This window comes from Amycolatopsis alba DSM 44262, from assembly GCF_000384215.1.
In the GTDB taxonomy this organism is placed as follows: domain Bacteria; phylum Actinomycetota; class Actinomycetes; order Mycobacteriales; family Pseudonocardiaceae; genus Amycolatopsis; species Amycolatopsis alba.
This window is the reverse complement of sequence record NZ_KB913032.1, coordinates 458,334-475,774: the sequence shown is the minus strand read 5'-3', so window position 1 is coordinate 475,774 and position 17,441 is coordinate 458,334. Positions and strand designations below refer to the sequence as shown.

Below are 17,441 nucleotides of genomic sequence, written 5' to 3'. Positions count from 1 at the left end.
TCGGCCCGACCGGGTCGAACGCGGACGAAAAGGAACACAGTGAAGAAATTCGTTGCCGCCCTGGCGGTCGCGGGGATCGGCGTCGGCACCTTGGCGCTCGCTCCTTCCGCCACGGCCGCCTCGGCGTCGGACTTCGATCCGAAGCCCATCTCCTGGGGAGCCTGCACGCGCCCGAGCCTGGTCAAGGCCGGCGCGGAATGCGGCTTCCTCGAGGTCCCGTTGGACTACGCGAAGCCAGGCGGGGAGAAGGTCTCGATCGCCGTCTCGCGGGTCAAGCACAAGTCCGCCCAGTCGCAGGGCGTCATGATCGTCAACCCCGGTGGTCCCGGTGGCTCCGGTCTCGGCCTGTCGACTCTCGGCCGGGCGGTCCCCAAGAAGGCGGGTGAGGAGTACGACTGGATCGGCTTCGACCCGCGCGGGGTGGGGGAGAGCAAGCCGTCGCTGACCTGCGACGGGAACTACGCTTCCTACAACCGCCCGCAGTACGTGCCGACCACGCGCGCCATCGAGACGGCGTGGCGTGAGAAGGCGAAGGGGTACGCGAAGGCGTGCGCCAAGAACGGCGCGATCCTCGAGCACATCAAGACCATCGATGTGGCGAAGGACGTCGACAACCTTCGCAAGGCGCTGGGCGAGAAGCAGATCAACTACTACGGCTTCTCCTACGGCACCTACCTCGGCCAGGTCTACAGCTCGCTGTTCCCGCAGAACGTGCGGCGGATGGTGTTCGACGGCACGGTCGACCCCCGCGACGTCTGGTACAAGGCGAACCTGAACCAGGACATCGCCTTCGACAAGAACATCAAGACCTACTTCGGCTGGCTCGCGAAGTACGACGACGTCTACCACCTCGGCAAGACCGCGTCCGCGGTCGAGAAGCTGTGGTACGGCGAGCAGAAGAAGCTGTACGACAAGCCCGCGGGCGGCGTCATCGGCGGTTCCGAGTGGACGGACATCTTCCTGCAGGCCGGTTACTACGTCTTCGGCTGGGAAGACATGGCGAACGCGTTCTCGGGCTGGGTCCACAAGGGTGACTGGCAGACCCTGAAGGGCCTGTACGACAACTCCAACCCGCCGGGTGACGACAACGGGTACGCGGTCTACGCGGCCGTGCAGTGCACCGACGTGGCGTGGCCGCAGAGCTGGAACCGCTGGAAGTTCGACAACTGGGTCACCCACTTCCGGGCACCGTTCGAGACCTGGGGCAACGCCTGGTTCAACGCGCCGTGCATCGACTGGCCCGCGAAGCCGGGCAAGCCGGTGGAGATCGACGGGCGCAAGGTCCCCGGCATCCTCATGGTCAACGAGGAGAACGACGCCGCGACGCCGTACCCCGGCAGCCTCGAGGTCCGCAAGCGCTACCCGAATGCCAGCCTGATCAGCGCCCCCGGTGGCACGACGCACTCGGGTTCGCTGTCCGGTGTGTCCTGTGTGGACGACAAGATCGCGGACTACCTGCTGACCGGAAAGCTGCCCGTGCGCAAGCCGGGCAACGGTTCGGACGTGCAGTGCACCCCGGTCCCGCAGCCGGTTCCGGCCGGTGCGGGAGCCGCCGCGAAGAAGTCGGACGTGCCGTCTTCCGTGGCTGAAGTGAAGAAGGAGGCGCTGGCTCAGGCGCTGCCTTTCTGAGTCTGTCGCTTTCGGGATGCTTCGGTGCCCCGGCCCGGTTCTCCGGGCCGGGGCATTTCCTTTGGGTGCGGTGGTGCGCAACCCGGCAGCCGGGTGTTGCGAAAGCCACTTTCGCAACCTTCAACGTTGTGAAAGTGGCTTTCGCAACGCTTCTCGGCGGGGGCTCACTACAGGACTCGATCCCGCCCGCTCATCGCGATTGGTCCTCTGAATGCGACGGACAACTGGCCATGACCGGCACCCTCTCGTCCCGAAAAGCGATGAAAGTACCGGTCATCCACCGCCCCGGAGCGAATCCCCCTCGCCGGGCCCCGGAATTGTCGGAGCCGTCCGTTAGCGTTCCCGCCATGACCATCGTCGAAGAGCACCGGACCGAGATCCGCGTGCAAGACACCGTTTATCGCATCGAGGTCGCCGCCCGTGAGGGTGGCGGCGCGGCCGGGGAAGACCGCTGGGTGACCGTCATGGTCGGCGGAGCCGGACCGCAGGAGGAGCCTGTCGCCGAAGGCAGGCTCGATATCGACGCCGAGGCCGTACCTGCCTTGGCGACAGTCCTTTCCGACACGCTGATGGCGTTCGCCGGTCGTGGCAACGGCCGGAACGGCCGCCGAAGATCGGCCGACCGCCCCGCGCATCAGGGCCTGCCGTGGTCCGAGGAGCTGGACGCTGAACTGGAAAGCCGTTGGCTGGCCGGGGAAAGCGTCGAGGAGATCGCGCGGCGCTTCGAGCGGACGCCAGGCGGGATCCGGGCCCGGCTGCCCAGGGTCGGCTGCGACCCCGAGCGCCGGGGCGCGTATCTCCCGATCCCGCCGAGCCGTCGAGAGGTGGGTGAACTCGGCTGAATCCAGGCGGCCGCGAGGGTCATCCGGCTCTCGCGGCCGCCGTCAGTCCACTGTGGACTTCGTGCCGCGCTCGGCTCGTGCCGCCATCTCCCGGAGGTGGCTGATCAGTTCCGGCGGTTCGTGCACGGTGAATTCGCAGCCGAGCCCGAGGATTCGGAACGCGAGCCAGTCCAGGGTGTCCGTGCCCGCGTTCAGGACGCAGGTCTCGTCGTCGACCTGTTCGAGTTCGCCGACGTTGTCCCCGATCGCGGGGGAGACCTGGCTCAACGGCGCGTGCAAGGTCACGCGTGCGCGGTAAGTGGGAAGGAGGCTGTACATCTTGTCGGTGACATAGGCCGCCACGTCCTCCGCGGGTGGCTGTCTCGGCGTTGCCCGGCCGCCGGTGGCCCGTGGTCCGGAGATCCGGTCCGCGCGGAAGATCCGCCAGCCGTCCCGGTCGAGGTCGTAGCCGAGCAGGTACCAGCGGTGCCTGGCCGAGACGAGCCGGTGCGGTTCGACATGCCGCCGGGATTCGGTGCCGTCGCCGGTGCGGTAGGCGAACCGCGTCCTTTCGGTGTTGGCGATCGCGCCCGCGAAGACGGTGAGGTGTTCCGGGTCCACGGCGGGGCCGGTGCCGGGCAGCGGCACGGTCGCGGCGCCCAGCGCGCCGACGCGGTACCGCAGCCGCGAGGGCAGCACCTGCTCGAGTTTCGCCAGCGCCCGCACCGAAGACTCCTCGATGCCCGAGATCGCCTGGCCTGCGGCGCCCCGGAGACCGACGGCGATCGCGATGGCTTCCTCGTCGTCGAGTAGCAGTGGCGGCATGGCCGCGCCCGCGCCCAGCCGGTAGCCGCCTTCGGAGCCTCGCGACGCCTCGACGGGGTAACCGAGCTCGCGCAGCCGGTCGATGTCGCGCCGGATGGTCCGCGGGCTGACCTCCAGCCGTTCGGCGAGCTCGCTGCCGGGCCACTCCCGAGGGGTCTGCAAGAGCGACAGCAGGCTGAGCAGCCGGGCGGGCGTGTCTGTCATGCCGCAAGGATGCCTCGGACAAGGGACAGGGGATGGCCTAAATCGGGTGAGCCGCGCGACCTTTGTTTGATTGAACTTGCACGGCTGTGCATAATCATACGTATGACGGTGAAGATCGCGGTGGCCGGAGCCAGCGGGTACGCGGGTGGCGAACTCCTGCGCCTGCTGCTCACCCATCCCGAAATCCAGATCGGCGCGCTCACCGCGGCCAGCTCCGCGGGGACGCCGCTCGTCCAGCACCAGCCGCATCTCGCGCCGCTGGCCGACCGTGTCCTCCTGGAGACGACCCCGGACACGCTGGCCGGGCACGACGTCGTCTTCCTCGCCCTGCCGCATGGTCACTCCGGTGCCATCGCCGCGCAACTGGGCCCGGACGTCCTGGTGGTCGACCTCGGCGCGGACCACCGCCTCTCCGACGCGGCCGACTGGCAGCGCTGGTACGGCGGCGACCATGCCGGCCAATGGCCGTACGGGCTCCCCGAACTCCCCGGCGCCCGCGAGCGCCTCGCCGGGACCAAACGCATCGCGGTCCCCGGCTGCTTCCCGACCGGCGGTTCGATCGCCCTCGCCCCGGCCCTCGCGGCGGGCCTGGTCGAGCCGGAGGTCAACGTCGTCGCCGTGACCGGGACCTCGGGCGCGGGCAAGAGCCTCAAGCCGAACCTCCTCGGTTCGGAGGTGATGGGTTCGGCCACCGCGTACGGCGTCGGCGGCGCCCACCGCCACACCCCCGAATTCGCGCAGAACCTCTCGGCGGTCTCGGGAGAACGGGTCAAGGTCTCGTTCACCCCCGTGCTGGCCCCGATGCCGCGAGGGATCCTCACCACCGCGAGCGCCGCCCTCAAGACCGACCTGGACGCCGACGGCGCCCGCGAGGTCTACGAAAAGGCGTACGCCACCGAGCCGTTCGTCCAGCTGCTGCCTGTCGGCCGGTGGCCGTCGTCGGCTTCGGTGGTCGGCTCGAACAACGTCCAGCTGCAGGTCACCGTGGACGCCGACACCCGGCGCCTGATCGTGGTCGCGGCCATCGACAACCTGACCAAGGGCACCGCGGGAGGCGCCGTCCAGTCGATGAACATCGCGCTCGGCCTCCCCGAAACCACCGGACTACCGACCGTAGGAGTGGCTCCGTGACCGTCACCCAGCCGAAGGGATTCCGTGCCGCGGGCGTCGCCGCCGGGATCAAGGCCGAGGGCAAGCTCGACCTCGCGCTCGTCGTCAACGACGGGCCGCTGCAGGTCGCGGCAGGCGTGTTCACGCGCAACGTGATCAAGGCCGCGCCCGTCCTGTGGTCGCAAGAGGTACTGAAGCAGCAGCGGCTGAAGGCCGTCGTCCTCAACTCCGGTGGCGCGAACGCCGCCACCGGTCCCGGCGGTTTCCAGGACACCCACCAGACCGCCGAGAAGGTCGCCGGGCTCTTCGAGGCCGGGGCGATCGAGGTCGCTGTCTGCTCGACCGGTCTGATCGGCGAGCGGCTGCCGATGGACGCGCTGCTCTCCGGCGTGGACGCCGCCTTCGGGGAACTCGGCACCGGTGGCGGAGCCGACCTCAACGCCGCCACCGCGGTCATGACCACCGACAGCAAGCCGAAGCAAGCGGCCGCGAAGCACGACAGCGGCTGGAGCGTCGGCGGGTTCGCCAAGGGCGCGGGCATGCTCGCCCCGAACCTCGCGACGATGCTCTCCGTCCTCACCACCGACGCCGTCGTCACGCCCGAAGTCCTCGACAGGGCCCTGCGCGCCGCCACCGGCGTGACCTTCGACAGGCTCGACGTCGACGGCGGCACCTCCACCAACGACACCGTGCTCGTCCTCGCCTCCGGCGCCAGCGGCGTCGAGCCGACCGAGGCCGAACTGACCGAACTGCTCACCGCCGTCAGCCTCGACCTCGTGCTGCAACTGCGCGCGGACTCCGAAGGCGCGACCAAATACGTCGACGTCACGGTCACCGGCGCGGCGAGCGAGGCGGACGCCATCGCCGTCGGCCGGACGATCGCCGAGGACAACCTGGTCAAGACCGCGCTGTTCGGTTCGGACCCGAACTGGGGCCGCATCGCCATGGCGCTGGGCCGGGTGCCCGCGGAGATCGACCCGGAGAAGGTCGCCATCGCGATCAACGGCGTCACCCTGTTCGCCAAGGGCACCCCGGCGGCGGACCGCTCCGAGGCGGATCTCTCGGGCCGGGACATCAAGATCGTCGTCGACCTCGGCCTCGGCGAGGGGGAGTCGACGATCTACACGACCGACCTCTCGCACGCGTACGTCGAAGAGAACAGCGCGTACTCGTCATGAGCCCTTCCGAATCCACGGTCCCCGCGGACGAGCGGCTCGCGACGGCCGCCGAGAAGGCCGCGATCCTGATCGAAGCCCTGCCCTGGCTGCAGCGCTTCCACGGTGCCACCGTCGTGGTCAAGTACGGCGGCAACGCCATGATCGACGAGAGCCTCAAGCAGGCCTTCGCCGAGGACATGGTCTTCCTGCGCATGGCCGGGCTGCGTCCGGTGGTGGTGCACGGCGGCGGCCCGCAGATCACCGCGATGCTCACCCGGCTCGGCGTCGAAGGCGAGTTCAAGGGCGGCCTGCGGGTCACCACCCCCGAGACGATGGACATCGTCCGCATGGTGCTGACCGGCCAGGTCAGCCGCGAACTGGTCGGGCTGATCAACGCGCACGGCCCGTACGCGGTCGGCATCTCCGGCGAGGACGCGCGGCTGTTCACCGCCGAACGCAAACAGGCCACCGTGGACGGTGTGCCGGTCGACATCGGGCTCGTCGGCGAGGTCTCCGAGGTCAACCCGGACGCGGTGCTCGACATCGTCAACGCGGGCCGGATCCCGGTGGTGTCCACCGTGGCCCCGGACGTCGACGGCGTCGTGCACAACATCAACGCCGACACCGCCGCCGGTGCGCTGGCCGCCGCGCTCGGCGCGGAAAAGCTCGTCGTGCTCACCGACGTCGAAGGCCTTTACGCCAACTGGCCGGACCGGAGTTCGCTGGTCGACCGGATCCGCGTGGACCGCCTCGAAACCCTGCTTCCCGGCCTCGCCAGCGGCATGATCCCGAAGATGGAGGCCTGCGTGCGCGCCATCCGCGGCGGTGTCCGCCGCGCGCACGTGATCGACGGCCGCATCGCCCATTCGGTGCTTCTGGAGGTTTTCACCTCCCGCGGCATCGGTACCATGGTCTTCCCCGAAACGGAGCTCCCGTGACCACGTCCGAGTCCAATGCAGACGGCCAGGAGCGCTGGAAGTCGTCCCTCATGGACAACTACGGCACCCCGGCGCTGACCCTGGTCCGAGGCGAGGGCGCGACGGTCTGGGACGCCGACGGCAAGCCGTACGTCGACCTGCTGGGCGGCATCGCGGTCAACGCGCTGGGGCACGCGCACCCCGCCGTGGTCGCCGCGGTCACCGAACAGGTCGCGAAACTCGGCCACACCTCGAACCTCTACGTGAACCCGGTCGCCGTCGAACTCGCCGAAACACTCCTGGACGTCGCCGGTCTGTCCGGCAACGCGAAGGTGCTGTTCGTCAACTCCGGCGCGGAAGCCAACGAGGCCGCGCTGAAGATCAGCAGGCTCACCGGGCGGACCAAGATCGTCGCCTGTGAGGGTGCCTTCCACGGCCGCACGATGGGCGCGCTGACACTGACCGGCCAGCCGTCGAAGCGGGACCCGTTCAAGCCGCTGGTCCCCGGTGTCACCCACGTTCCCTACGGTGACATCGACGCGCTTCGCGCCGCGGTGGACGCAGACACGGCGGCGGTGTTCCTCGAGCCGATTCTCGGGGAAGCGGGTGTCATCCCGGCGCCGGACGGCTACCTCCAGGCGGCACGGGAGATCACCAAGGCGACCGGGACCCTGCTGGTCCTCGACGAGGTGCAGACCGGCATCGGCCGCACCGGCGCGTGGTTCGCCTTCCAGCACGCCGGCGTCGTCCCGGACCTCGTCACCCTGGCGAAGGGACTCGGCGGCGGACTGCCCCTCGGCGCGGTCATCGGCGTCGGCGAGGCGGGAGACCTGATCAAGCCGGGCCACCACGGGACCACCTTCGGCGGCAACCCGATCTGCTGCGCGGCCGGGCTCGCCGTGCTCAAGACCATCGCCAAGGACAACCTGAACGACCACGTTTCCGCCCTGGGCAAGGACATCGCCTCTCGTGTGGAGGAGCTCGGCCACCCGCTGGTGTCCGGGGTCCGCGGTGCCGGGCTGCTGCTCGGCATCGCGCTGCGCGAACCGGTCTCGGCGGCGGTCGCCAAGGCCGCGCAGGACGCGGGGTACCTGGTCAACCCGATCGCCCCGAACACCATCCGGCTGGCACCGCCGCTGATCCTGAGCGTCGATGAGGCCGCGGGATTCCTCGAAGCCCTTCCAGGGGCGCTCGATTCCACCACCACCTAGGACAGAGACGAAACGCATGCTCCGCAACTTCCTCCGTGACGACGATCTCAGCCCTGCCGAACAGGCCGAGATCCTGGACCTCGCCGACCAGCTGAAGGCCGAGCCGCTGAGCTCCCGCGCGCTGGAGGGCAAATCCGTCGCGGCGATCTTCGAGAAGAACTCCACCCGGACCAGGTTCTCCTTCGAGGTGGGCATCGCCCAGCTCGGCGGCAACCCCGTGATCGTCGACGGTCGCTCCATGCAGCTCGGCCGCGAAGAGACCATCGAGGACACCTCGCGGGTGCTTTCGCGGTACCTGGACGCGATCGTCTGGCGGACCTTCGCCCAGAAACGCATCGACGCGATGGCCTCGGCGGCGAGTATCCCGGTGATCAACGCGCTCACCGACGAGTTCCACCCGTGCCAGGTGCTCACCGACCTGATGACCATCCGCGAGCGGAAGGGCAAGCTCGCCGGGCTCACCCTCGTCTACCTCGGCGACGGCGCCAACAACATGGCGCATTCGCTGCTGCTGGGCGGCACCACGGCGGGGATGCACGTGCGCGTCGTCTCGCCGGAGGGCTTCCAGCCGGATCAGCAGGTCATGCTCGACGCCAAGCACCGTTCGACTGAAACCGGCGGCAGCACCACGGTCTTCACCGACCCGTACGCCGCCGTCGAAGGCGCGGACGTCGTCGTCACCGACACCTGGACTTCGATGGGCCAGGAGAACGACGGCCTCGACCGGGTCGGCCCGTTCCGCGAGCTGCAGGTCAACACCGCGCTGATGCGCCGCGCCGCCGACGAGGCGATCGTGCTGCACTGCCTGCCCGCGCACCGCGGCTGGGAGATCACCGACGAGGTCATCGACGGCCCGTCGAGCGCGGTCTGGGACGAGGCCGAAAACCGGCTGCACGCGCAGAAAGCTCTGCTGGTCTGGCTGCTGGGCCAGGAGCGACGATGACCGGAAGCAGAGTCACCCGGCAGGCCAGGATCAACGAACTCGTGTCGTCGATGGCCATCCGAAGCCAGACGGAGCTCGCGAAGCTCCTGGCGGCGGAAGGTATCGACGTCACCCAGGCGACGTTGTCGCGGGACCTCGACGAACTGGGCGCGGTGAAGCTGCGGGGCGCCGATTCCGGCGCACCGGTGTACGTCATCCCGGAGGACGGCAGCCCGGTACGCGGGGTGCAGGGCGGTACGTCCCGGCTTTCGCGGTTGCTCGCCGAGCTGCTCGTTTCGGCGGACTCGTCGGGGAACCTGACGGTGCTGCGCACGCCGCCGGGCGCGGCGCAGTTCCTCGCCAGCGCCATCGACAGGGCGGCGCTGGAGGAGGTCGTCGGTTCGATCGCGGGCGACGACACGGTCGCCGTGATCGCGAGGGAGCCGTTGTCCGGCAAAGACCTGGCCGAGCGTTTCATGGCGCTGGCCCGACGGTCGTCCACAGTGGACGGCGGTGAGGAGACCGAAGGTGACGCCTGACGGGTTCGCCTTCCCGGAAGATCCGGAGAAGCTGGTCATCACCTTCGACGAAGGGGTGCCGGTCGCGATCGACGGGGAGACCGTGACGCTGCTGGAAGCCTTCCAGGAGCTGAATCGCCGTCTCGGCGCCTTCGGGCTCACAGGGCGCGGGATCTACGAGAGTCCCGCCGCGCTCGCGCTCATCAGGGCGTACGAAGAACTGAAAAAGGTCAGTATCGGGCAGGTGTCCGGCGAAGTCTGCCTGGTCTTGCACCGCGGAAACGCGGTCGTGAACTCCGCGCGCGACGAGCGCGCGCTGTACGACTTCACCACAGGCGCTACCTTCGACCGGTCAGTCGCCTGAAGAGAACCAAGGAATTCGAGGAGTGTCGTGAGCGGGAATGAGCAGCCGGTGCAGCTGTGGGGCGGCCGGTTCGCCAGCGGGCCGGCGGAGGCGATGGCGGCGCTGAGCGCGTCGACCCATTTCGACTGGCGGCTGGCGCCGTACGACATCGCCGGGTCGAGGGCACACGCGCGAGTGCTGCGGAAGGCGGGACTGCTCACCGATGACGAGCTGACCGGCATGCTCGCCGCGCTGGACACCCTCGCGCAGGACGTCGCCTCGGGCGCGTTCACCCCGACCGTCGCCGACGAGGACGTCCACACCGCGCTCGAACGCGGCCTGCTGGAGCGGGCGGGCACCGAGCTCGGCGGCAAGCTGCGGGCGGGCCGTTCGCGCAACGACCAGGTCGCGACGTTGTTCCGGATGTGGCTGCGGGACGCCGCCCGCCGCGTGGTCGCCGGCACCCTCGGCGTCGTCGACGCGCTGGTTTCGCAGGCGAAGCGGCACCCGGACGCGATCCTTCCGGGCCGCACCCACCTGCAGCACGCCCAGCCGGTCCTGCTGGCGCATCACCTGCTCGCGCACGGCCAGTCGCTGCTGCGCGACGTCACCCGGTTGCGTGACTGGGACGTCCGCACCGCCGAATCCCCCTACGGTTCCGGCGCGCTCGCGGGTTCCTCGCTCGGACTCGACCCCGAGGCCGTCGCAGCCGAACTGGGCTTCGACACCAGTGTCGAGAACTCCATCGACGGCACCGCCTCGCGGGACTTCGTCGCCGAGTTCGCCTTCGACGTCGCGATGCTCGCGGTCAACCTGTCCAGGATCGCCGAAGAGGTGATCATCTGGAACACCGCCGAATTCGGTTACGTCACCCTCGACGACGCCTGGGCGACCGGCAGCTCGATCATGCCGCAGAAGAAGAACCCGGACGTCGCCGAGCTGACCCGCGGCAAGGCCGGACGGCTCATCGGCAATCTGACCGGTCTGCTCGCGACACTCAAGGCCCAGCCGCTCGCGTACAACCGGGATCTGCAGGAGGACAAGGAGCCGGTCTTCGACTCCGTCGAGCAGCTGGAACTGCTGTTCCCGGCGATCGCGGGCATGCTCGAGACGCTGACCTTCCACACCGACCGGCTCGCCCAACTGGCCCCCGCCGGATTCACCCTCGCCACGGACATCGCCGAATGGCTTGTGCGCCAAGGGGTTCCGTTCCGTGTCGCGCACGAAGCGGCGGGGGAGAGCGTCCGCGTCGCGGAGGGCCGCGGGGTCGGCCTCGACGAACTGACCGACGAAGAGTTCGAGAAGATCAACCCGGCGCTGACACCCGCCGTGCGCGAAGTGCTGACCGTCGAGGGTTCGGTGAGCTCGCGCGACGCCCGTGGCGGTACCGCTCCGGCGCGGGTCGCCGAGCAGCGGGACCGGCTGGTCGCGCGGGTCGCCGAACACCGCGCCTGGCTGAGCTAGACAGCTGCGTGTGAAGGCCTCTTCCCTCTGCTCAGCCGAGGGAAGAGGCCTTCACGCGTATCAAGGGAGCTTTGCTGCCAGCCCGTCGAGGACGCAGTCGAGACCGCGCGCGAAGTCCGCGTCGTTGGTCTCGCCGGGTTCCCTGGTTCGCTGGGCCGCGTACAGCTTCTTGAGGCGCGGGTGATCCCGCACAGCCTGCTTGGCCGCGGGCCACAGGCGGTCCTTCCATTCCTGCTCGGTCTGCCCACTGCGGTTGAGCGTCGTGAGCCAAGCGGCCTCGCTGATGGCCCGTCCGACGACGAACGCCATGACCGTGTTCCACGCCAGATCCGCGTCTTCCAGCGAGAAACCGGCCTCTTCGAACAACGTCAGTGCCGCTTCCGACATCCTCAGGACGTTCGGCCCCAGATACGCCACGCCGGTCTCGCCGAGCAGCGAGCCGATCCACGCGTGGCGCAGGAACACCGAACGCAGGTCGCGCGCGAACCGTGTCGCCTCTGCTCGCCACGGACCCGGCTCCGGGATCGCGACCTCGCCGTACACCTCGTCGACGACCAGTTCGACCAGCTCGTCCTTACTGGCCACGTGGGTGTACATCGACGGGGCGGCCACGCCGAGCCGGACACCGAGCTTGCGCATGCTCAGCGCCTCGATGCCGTCGGCGTCGAGGAGTTCGATGGCCGCGGAGACGATCTGCTCCCGGCTCAGCGACCGCTTTCGTTTCGGGGGACGAGCCCACACCGACATCCGCGTTCCTTCACTTTTCCGTACAGTGTTCGATATGCCTAACAGTGTACGGACAACGTTCGACAAAGCCCACTGGCAGTCCCGGCTCGACGACCTGCGGTCCGAGCACGGGGTGCCTGGGGCGACACTCGCCGTTCTGGTCAACGACGAGATTCACGAGCTGGCAGGCGGGATCCTGCACCGGGGAACCGGCGTGGAGGCGACCACCGATTCGGTGTTCCAGCTCGGCTCGATCGCGAAGGTCTACACGGCCGCCTTGGTACTGGGGCTGGCCGAGGAGGGACGCCTGGACCTCGACACGCCGGTCGTCGAGGTGCTTCCCGAGTTCGCGACCGTCGATCCGGCGGCGACGAAGACCATCACCGCCCGGCAGCTGCTCAGTCACACCGGCGGGCTCACCTGCGATTTCATGGAGGACACCGGCCGCGGCGACGACTGCCTCGCCAAGTACGTCGAGGCAGCCAGGGGAGTGGCGCTCGACTGCCCGCCGGGCACGACCGCGTCCTACAGCAGCGTCGGGTACGCCGTGCTCGGCCGGATCGTCGAAGTGCTCACCGGCCTGACCTGGGACGACGCCCTGCGGGAGCGGATCGTCACGCCGCTCGGGCTCACGGAGACGATGACCCTGCCCGAAGAGGCGCTGCGGTTCCGCGTGGCGATGGGGCACCTCGGACAAGAGCCGACAGCCGCCTGGGATCTTCTGCCCCGCAACGCCGGTCCTTACGGGCGGGTCCTCGCCACCGCGGGCGACGTCGTCCGCTTCGCCCGGATGCTGCTGGACGGCAAAGCTGCTGACGGCACCCGCGTGCTCGCGGCGGAGACGGTGGCCGAGATGCGACGCCGCGAGGCCGAGGTGCCTGACAAATGGACGCTCGGTTCCGAAGGCTGGGGACTCGGCGTCTCGGTCCACGACTGGAACGGCGTCCAGGGCTTCGGGCACAACGGATCGTCGATCGGGCAGCGCTCCTACCTGCGGGTGGTGCCGGAAGCCGGACTGGCCTTCGCCCTGCTCACCAACAGCGGCACGACCGACAGGCTGTACATGGAGCTGGCAAGGGAGCTGCTCGGCGAACTCGGCGGCGTCCAGGTGCCCGCCGACTTCGCCCCGCCTGCGACACCTCCCTCAGTCGACGTCGGACCCTTCGCGGGCACCTATCGCCGCGAAGGCGTGATCATCACCGTCACGGAGACCGAAGGGAAGCTGCGCTTTGTCTACGAGTTCGCCGACGGACTTGAGGGCATCGCCCCGCCGATCGAGGCGGATCTGGTGCCCGTCTCGGAGAACGTCTTCGCCGGCATGAACCCGACGTTCGGCGACGACTGGATGCCGGTGCTGTTCACGAAACTCCCCGACGGCACCGGGTGCTGCCACACCAGCATGCGGGTCGCGCCGAAGATCGGGGCCGCCGGTTAAGGTCGGTTCCGGGAGAGCGCGGCGAAAGGGAGTGCGGAACGTTGGTGACCGGCAGACAGTTCACCCGGCGGGAGCTGGCACTGGACCCGGTGGAGCTGTCCACACTCCTGCTCGGCGCGGTGATCGAAGCGACCGGTCCCGACGGCACGGTCGCCGTCCGCCTGGTCGAGGTCGAGGCCTATCGCGGACTCGACGACCCCGCGTCGCACTGCTATCGAGGCAAGACCCCGCGCAACGCGGTCATGTGGGGGCCCGCGGGGCATCTGTACGTGTACTTCGTCTACGGCATGCACTTCTGCGCCAACGTCGTCGGCACCGAAGACGGGCAGCCGGGCGCCGTGCTGCTGCGCGCCGGGGAGGTGGTGTCCGGAGCGGACGTCGCCCGTGCGCGCAGGCCGTCCGCGCGGGGCAACGGCGAACTCGCGAAAGGCCCGGCCATCCTCACCTCGGTACTCGGCATCGACCGGGCCGAGAACGGCGTCGACCTGACCGATCCCGCGTCACCCGTCCGGCTGTTCACCGGCGAACGCGTCCCCGAAACGGACATCCGCACCGGGCCACGTGTCGGCGTCGCGATGGCGATGGACACGCCGTGGCGGTTCTGGGTCGACGGGTCGCCCGCGGTCTCCACCTACCGCCGGGGTGGCAAGCGACGGGCGGCCGCCCCCGGCCGATAGTCGGTTGACCTGGTGCGGGAGGATCTACAGGCGTGAGCGAGCACATCCTTGACGAGCTGACCTGGCGCGGCCTGATCGCGCAATCCACCGACACCGACGCACTGCGGCGAGACCTCGACCAAGGGCCCCTCACGCTCTATTGCGGATTCGACCCGACCGCGCCCAGCCTGCACGCCGGCAACCTGGTCCCGCTCCTGATGCTCTCGCGCTTCCAGCGCGCCGGGCACCGGCCGATCGTGCTGGCGGGTGTTGCCACCGGGATGATCGGCGACCCGCGTGACACGGGGGAACGCACCCTCAACACGCTGGACACCGTCTCCGAATGGGCCGACCGGATCCGCGGTCAGCTGGAGCGGTTCGTCGACTTCGACGACTCGCCGACCGGCGCGGTCATCGAGAACAACCTGAACTGGACCGGGAAGCAGACCGTGGTCGAGTTCCTGCGCGACGTCGGCAAGCACTTCCCGGTCAACACCATGCTGAACCGGGAGACGGTCAAGCGCCGCCTCGAAGCCGACGGCATGTCCTACACCGAGTTCAGCTACCTGCTGCTGCAGTCGCAGGACTACCTGCACCTGTACCGCGAGTACGGCTGCAAGCTGCAGATCGGCGGCTCGGACCAGTGGGGCAACCTCGTCGGCGGCGTCGACCTGATCCGCCGGACCGACGGCGGGCACACGCACGCGCTGACCGCGCCGCTGGTCACCGACACCGAGGGACGCAAGTTCGGGAAGTCCACCGGTGGCGGCAGCGTCTGGCTCGACCCGGAGATGACCTCGCCGTACGCGTGGTTCCAGTACTTCGTGAACGTCGCCGACGCCGACGTCATCCGCTACCTGAGGATGTTCTCCTTCCTCGGGCAGGAGGAGATCGCGGCGCTCGCCGAGGACACCGAGCAGCGGCCTCACCTGCGGTCCGCGCAGCGGAAGCTGGCGGAGGACTTCACCACCCTGGTGCACGGCGAGGAGGCGACCCGGCAGGTCATCGCCGCCAGCCAGGCGCTGTTCGGCAGGGGAGAGCTGCGTGAGCTCGACTCGTCGACCCTCGACGCCGCGATGGCCGAGGTCCCGAACGGCAAGGTGGACCCGAACGGCGAGTCGACGATCGTCGACCTGCTGATCGCCGCCGGGCTCGTCGACAGCAAGGGCGCCGCGCGCCGCACCGTCAAGGAAGGCGGCGCGTACGTCAACAACACGAAGATCGCCGACGAGGCGTGGACGCCGTCCTCGGACGACGCTCTGCACGGCCGTTGGCTCGTCGTCCGCAAGGGCAAGCGCAACGTCGCCGGCGTGCGCGTCGGGGGCTGATCGCGGCCCCGGCCCGAAACAGGGGCCTTGACCTGCGAAAACGCAGTTAAGGTACCCCCCTGTTTCGGGCCCTTTCCGGCCATGTAAAGTTCTCCAAGTCGCCAGGGAAACCGAGCGGCCGACCGGGACACGAACCAAGCTCTCGCCTCAGGCGATTGAGTGGGTGTCCCACCAAAAACTGCTAGAAATGACTGCTTCGGATAAGGCCGGGTTTTGCTCGGTGCGATTCGGGGTGTGTTGCTTGAGAACTCAACAGTGTGCTAGTGAACTAAGCCAGTAGAGCTTATGTATATGTAACCTCGTATGAGGTTCCTTTGAGAGCAAGTATTATTTGCCTCGATCAAATTTGACATTGTTGGAGAGTTTGATCCTGGCTCAGGACGAACGCTGGCGGCGTGCTTAACACATGCAAGTCGAACGATGAAGCCTTCGGGTGGATTAGTGGCGAACGGGTGAGTAACACGTGGGCAATCTGCCCTGTACTTTGGGATAAGCCTGGGAAACTGGGTCTAATACCGGATATCACCGACCTTCGCATGGGGGTTGGTTGAAAGTTCTGGCGGTACAGGATGAGCCCGCGGCCTATCAGCTTGTTGGTGGGGTAATGGCCTACCAAGGCGACGACGGGTAGCCGGCCTGAGAGGGTGACCGGCCACACTGGGACTGAGACACGGCCCAGACTCCTACGGGAGGCAGCAGTGGGGAATATTGCACAATGGGCGAAAGCCTGATGCAGCGACGCCGCGTGAGGGATGACGGCCTTCGGGTTGTAAACCTCTTTCGCCAGGGACGAAGCGCAAGTGACGGTACCTGGATAAGAAGCACCGGCTAACTACGTGCCAGCAGCCGCGGTAATACGTAGGGTGCGAGCGTTGTCCGGAATTATTGGGCGTAAAGAGCTCGTAGGCGGTTTGTCGCGTCGTTCGTGAAAACTCCACGCTTAACGTGGAGCGTGCGGGCGATACGGGCAGACTTGAGTTCGGTAGGGGAGACTGGAATTCCTGGTGTAGCGGTGAAATGCGCAGATATCAGGAGGAACACCGGTGGCGAAGGCGGGTCTCTGGGCCGATACTGACGCTGAGGAGCGAAAGCGTGGGGAGCGAACAGGATTAGATACCCTGGTAGTCCACGCTGTAAACGTTGGGCGCTAGGTGTGGGCGACATCCACGTTGTCCGTGCCGTAGCTAACGCATTAAGCGCCCCGCCTGGGGAGTACGGCCGCAAGGCTAAAACTCAAAGGAATTGACGGGGGCCCGCACAAGCGGCGGAGCATGTGGATTAATTCGATGCAACGCGAAGAACCTTACCTGGGCTTGACATGCGCCAGACATCCCCAGAGATGGGGCTTCCCTTGTGGTTGGTGTACAGGTGGTGCATGGCTGTCGTCAGCTCGTGTCGTGAGATGTTGGGTTAAGTCCCGCAACGAGCGCAACCCTTATCCTACGTTGCCAGCGCGTCATGGCGGGGACTCGTGGGAGACTGCCGGGGNCAACTCGGAGGAAGGTGGGGATGACGTCAAGTCATCATGCCCCTTATGTCCAGGGCTTCACACATGCTACAATGGCTGGTACAGAGGGCTGCGATACCGCGAGGTGGAGCGAATCCCTTAAAGCCGGTCTCAGTTCGGATCGCAGTCTGCAACTCGACTGCGTGAAGTCGGAGTCGCTAGTAATCGCAGATCAGCAACGCTGCGGTGAATACGTTCCCGGGCCTTGTACACACCGCCCGTCACGTCATGAAAGTCGGTAACACCCGAAGCCCATGGCCCAACCGCGTAAGCGGGGGGAGTGGTCGAAGGTGGGACTGGCGATTGGGACGAAGTCGTAACAAGGTAGCCGTACCGGAAGGTGCGGCTGGATCACCTCCTTTCTAAGGAGCAACACATCCACAGTCCTCGGGATACCCGAGACCAAGACTGTGGAGTGGCTCGGGCCTAGAAACCGAATGTGTTTCTGCCTGGGTTGCTCAAGGAATTGTGGAACTACTGGTCATGGTGTCGCCGGCTTTTGCCGGGACGCTCTAGTACTGCACTTTCGGGTGCGTGGAACGGGTGCTCCTGGGAGGTTGGAAGCATTGTTCGCTGGCATGCTGTTGGGTCCTGAGGCAACACGCCGAGGGGTTCACACCCTGGTTGTTTGTTTCTGGTGTGGTGTTTGAGAACTGTAGAGTGGATGC

15 protein-coding genes and 1 rRNA gene are annotated in these 17,441 nt (G+C 67.8%); 14 read left to right on the top strand and 2 right to left on the bottom strand.

The window, feature by feature from the left end; translation table 11 throughout:
- Positions 1-39 precede the first annotated feature (39 nt).
- Both AMYAL_RS0102105 and AMYAL_RS0102100 read left to right on the top strand, forming a co-directional pair.
- Positions 40-1,629, top strand: coding sequence for an alpha/beta hydrolase (locus AMYAL_RS0102105; protein WP_020629643.1), 1,590 nt, complete (start codon positions 40-42; stop codon positions 1,627-1,629).
- Positions 1,630-1,976: 347 nt separating this feature from the next.
- Positions 1,977-2,471 (top strand): hypothetical protein, encoded by a 495-nt coding sequence (locus AMYAL_RS0102100; protein WP_020629642.1) that lies wholly within the window; start codon positions 1,977-1,979, stop codon positions 2,469-2,471.
- 42 nt (positions 2,472-2,513) lie between these two features.
- Here the strand turns inward: AMYAL_RS0102100 and AMYAL_RS0102095 are convergent, their stop codons facing one another.
- Positions 2,514-3,479 (bottom strand): helix-turn-helix transcriptional regulator, encoded by a 966-nt coding sequence (locus AMYAL_RS0102095; protein WP_020629641.1) that lies wholly within the window; start codon positions 3,477-3,479, stop codon positions 2,514-2,516.
- A 102-nt stretch (positions 3,480-3,581) separates the two neighbouring features.
- Here AMYAL_RS0102095 and argC point away from each other — a divergent pair, with 102 nt between their 5' ends.
- From argC to argH, 8 genes are read left to right on the top strand one after another with little or no spacing between them, the layout of a single operon-like run.
- Positions 3,582-4,610, top strand: a complete 1,029-nt coding sequence (argC, locus tag AMYAL_RS0102090) for an N-acetyl-gamma-glutamyl-phosphate reductase (protein WP_020629640.1) — start codon at positions 3,582-3,584, stop codon at positions 4,608-4,610.
- Positions 4,607-5,767 carry a bifunctional glutamate N-acetyltransferase/amino-acid acetyltransferase ArgJ gene (gene argJ / locus AMYAL_RS0102085; protein WP_020629639.1) on the top strand — a complete coding sequence of 387 codons (1,161 nt, stop codon included), beginning with the start codon at positions 4,607-4,609 and terminating at the stop codon, positions 5,765-5,767. The genes argC and argJ overlap by 4 nt, the downstream gene beginning before the upstream one ends.
- Positions 5,764-6,684, top strand: coding sequence for an acetylglutamate kinase (argB, locus tag AMYAL_RS0102080; RefSeq protein WP_020629638.1), 921 nt, complete (start codon positions 5,764-5,766; stop codon positions 6,682-6,684). The genes argJ and argB overlap by 4 nt, the downstream gene beginning before the upstream one ends.
- The gene (locus tag AMYAL_RS0102075) at positions 6,681-7,874 is read left to right on the top strand and encodes an acetylornithine transaminase (RefSeq protein ID WP_026466663.1); all 1,194 of its coding nucleotides are present in this window, start codon (positions 6,681-6,683) and stop codon (positions 7,872-7,874) included. The genes argB and AMYAL_RS0102075 overlap by 4 nt, the downstream gene beginning before the upstream one ends.
- 16 nt (positions 7,875-7,890) lie before the next feature.
- Entirely contained in the window at positions 7,891-8,817 is a 927-nt protein-coding gene (gene argF, locus AMYAL_RS0102070; RefSeq protein ID WP_020629636.1) for an ornithine carbamoyltransferase, read from the top strand.
- On the top strand, positions 8,814-9,335 hold the full coding sequence (locus AMYAL_RS0102065) for an arginine repressor (RefSeq protein ID WP_020629635.1): 522 nt from the start codon (positions 8,814-8,816) through the stop codon (positions 9,333-9,335). The genes argF and AMYAL_RS0102065 overlap by 4 nt, the downstream gene beginning before the upstream one ends.
- On the top strand, positions 9,325-9,678 hold the full coding sequence (locus AMYAL_RS0102060) for an adenine nucleotide alpha hydrolase family protein (RefSeq protein ID WP_020629634.1): 354 nt from the start codon (positions 9,325-9,327) through the stop codon (positions 9,676-9,678). Before AMYAL_RS0102065 ends, AMYAL_RS0102060 begins: the two co-directional genes overlap by 11 nt.
- 27 nt (positions 9,679-9,705) lie before the next feature.
- Entirely contained in the window at positions 9,706-11,121 is a 1,416-nt protein-coding gene (gene argH / locus AMYAL_RS0102055; RefSeq protein ID WP_020629633.1) for an argininosuccinate lyase, read from the top strand.
- Positions 11,122-11,181: 60 nt separating this feature from the next.
- On the opposite strand, the gene AMYAL_RS0102050 is transcribed toward argH, so the two are convergent.
- Positions 11,182-11,868 carry a TetR/AcrR family transcriptional regulator C-terminal domain-containing protein gene (locus tag AMYAL_RS0102050; protein ID WP_020629632.1) on the bottom strand — a complete coding sequence of 229 codons (687 nt, stop codon included), beginning with the start codon at positions 11,866-11,868 and terminating at the stop codon, positions 11,182-11,184.
- A 34-nt stretch (positions 11,869-11,902) separates the two neighbouring features.
- Between AMYAL_RS0102050 and AMYAL_RS0102045 the strand changes: the two genes are divergently transcribed.
- From AMYAL_RS0102045 to AMYAL_RS0102030, 4 genes are all read left to right on the top strand, one after another.
- On the top strand, positions 11,903-13,282 hold the full coding sequence (locus AMYAL_RS0102045) for a serine hydrolase domain-containing protein (RefSeq protein ID WP_020629631.1): 1,380 nt from the start codon (positions 11,903-11,905) through the stop codon (positions 13,280-13,282).
- 41 nt (positions 13,283-13,323) lie between these two features.
- Entirely contained in the window at positions 13,324-13,959 is a 636-nt protein-coding gene (locus AMYAL_RS0102040; protein ID WP_093976513.1) for a DNA-3-methyladenine glycosylase, read from the top strand.
- A 32-nt stretch (positions 13,960-13,991) separates the two neighbouring features.
- Positions 13,992-15,266: a tyrosine--tRNA ligase gene (gene tyrS / locus AMYAL_RS0102035; protein WP_020629629.1), complete on the top strand. Its 1,275-nt coding sequence runs from the start codon at positions 13,992-13,994 to the stop codon at positions 15,264-15,266.
- Positions 15,267-15,618: 352 nt separating this feature from the next.
- Positions 15,619-17,135: ribosomal RNA gene (locus AMYAL_RS0102030) — 16S ribosomal RNA — on the top strand.
- Positions 17,136-17,441: the final 306 nt, after the last annotated feature.

Coding starts and splice junctions, on each gene's coding strand:
- AMYAL_RS0102100 (WP_020629642.1), top strand. CDS start 1,977: ATGACCATCGTCGAAGAGCACCGGACCGAGATCCGCGTGCAAGACACC.
- AMYAL_RS0102095 (WP_020629641.1), bottom strand. CDS start 3,479: ATGACAGACACGCCCGCCCGGCTGCTCAGCCTGCTGTCGCTCTTGCAG.
- argC (WP_020629640.1), top strand. CDS start 3,582: ATGACGGTGAAGATCGCGGTGGCCGGAGCCAGCGGGTACGCGGGTGGC.
- argB (WP_020629638.1), top strand. CDS start 5,764: ATGAGCCCTTCCGAATCCACGGTCCCCGCGGACGAGCGGCTCGCGACG.
- argF (WP_020629636.1), top strand. CDS start 7,891: ATGCTCCGCAACTTCCTCCGTGACGACGATCTCAGCCCTGCCGAACAG.
- AMYAL_RS0102065 (WP_020629635.1), top strand. CDS start 8,814: ATGACCGGAAGCAGAGTCACCCGGCAGGCCAGGATCAACGAACTCGTG.
- AMYAL_RS0102050 (WP_020629632.1), bottom strand. CDS start 11,868: ATGTCGGTGTGGGCTCGTCCCCCGAAACGAAAGCGGTCGCTGAGCCGG.
- AMYAL_RS0102045 (WP_020629631.1), top strand. CDS start 11,903: ATGCCTAACAGTGTACGGACAACGTTCGACAAAGCCCACTGGCAGTCC.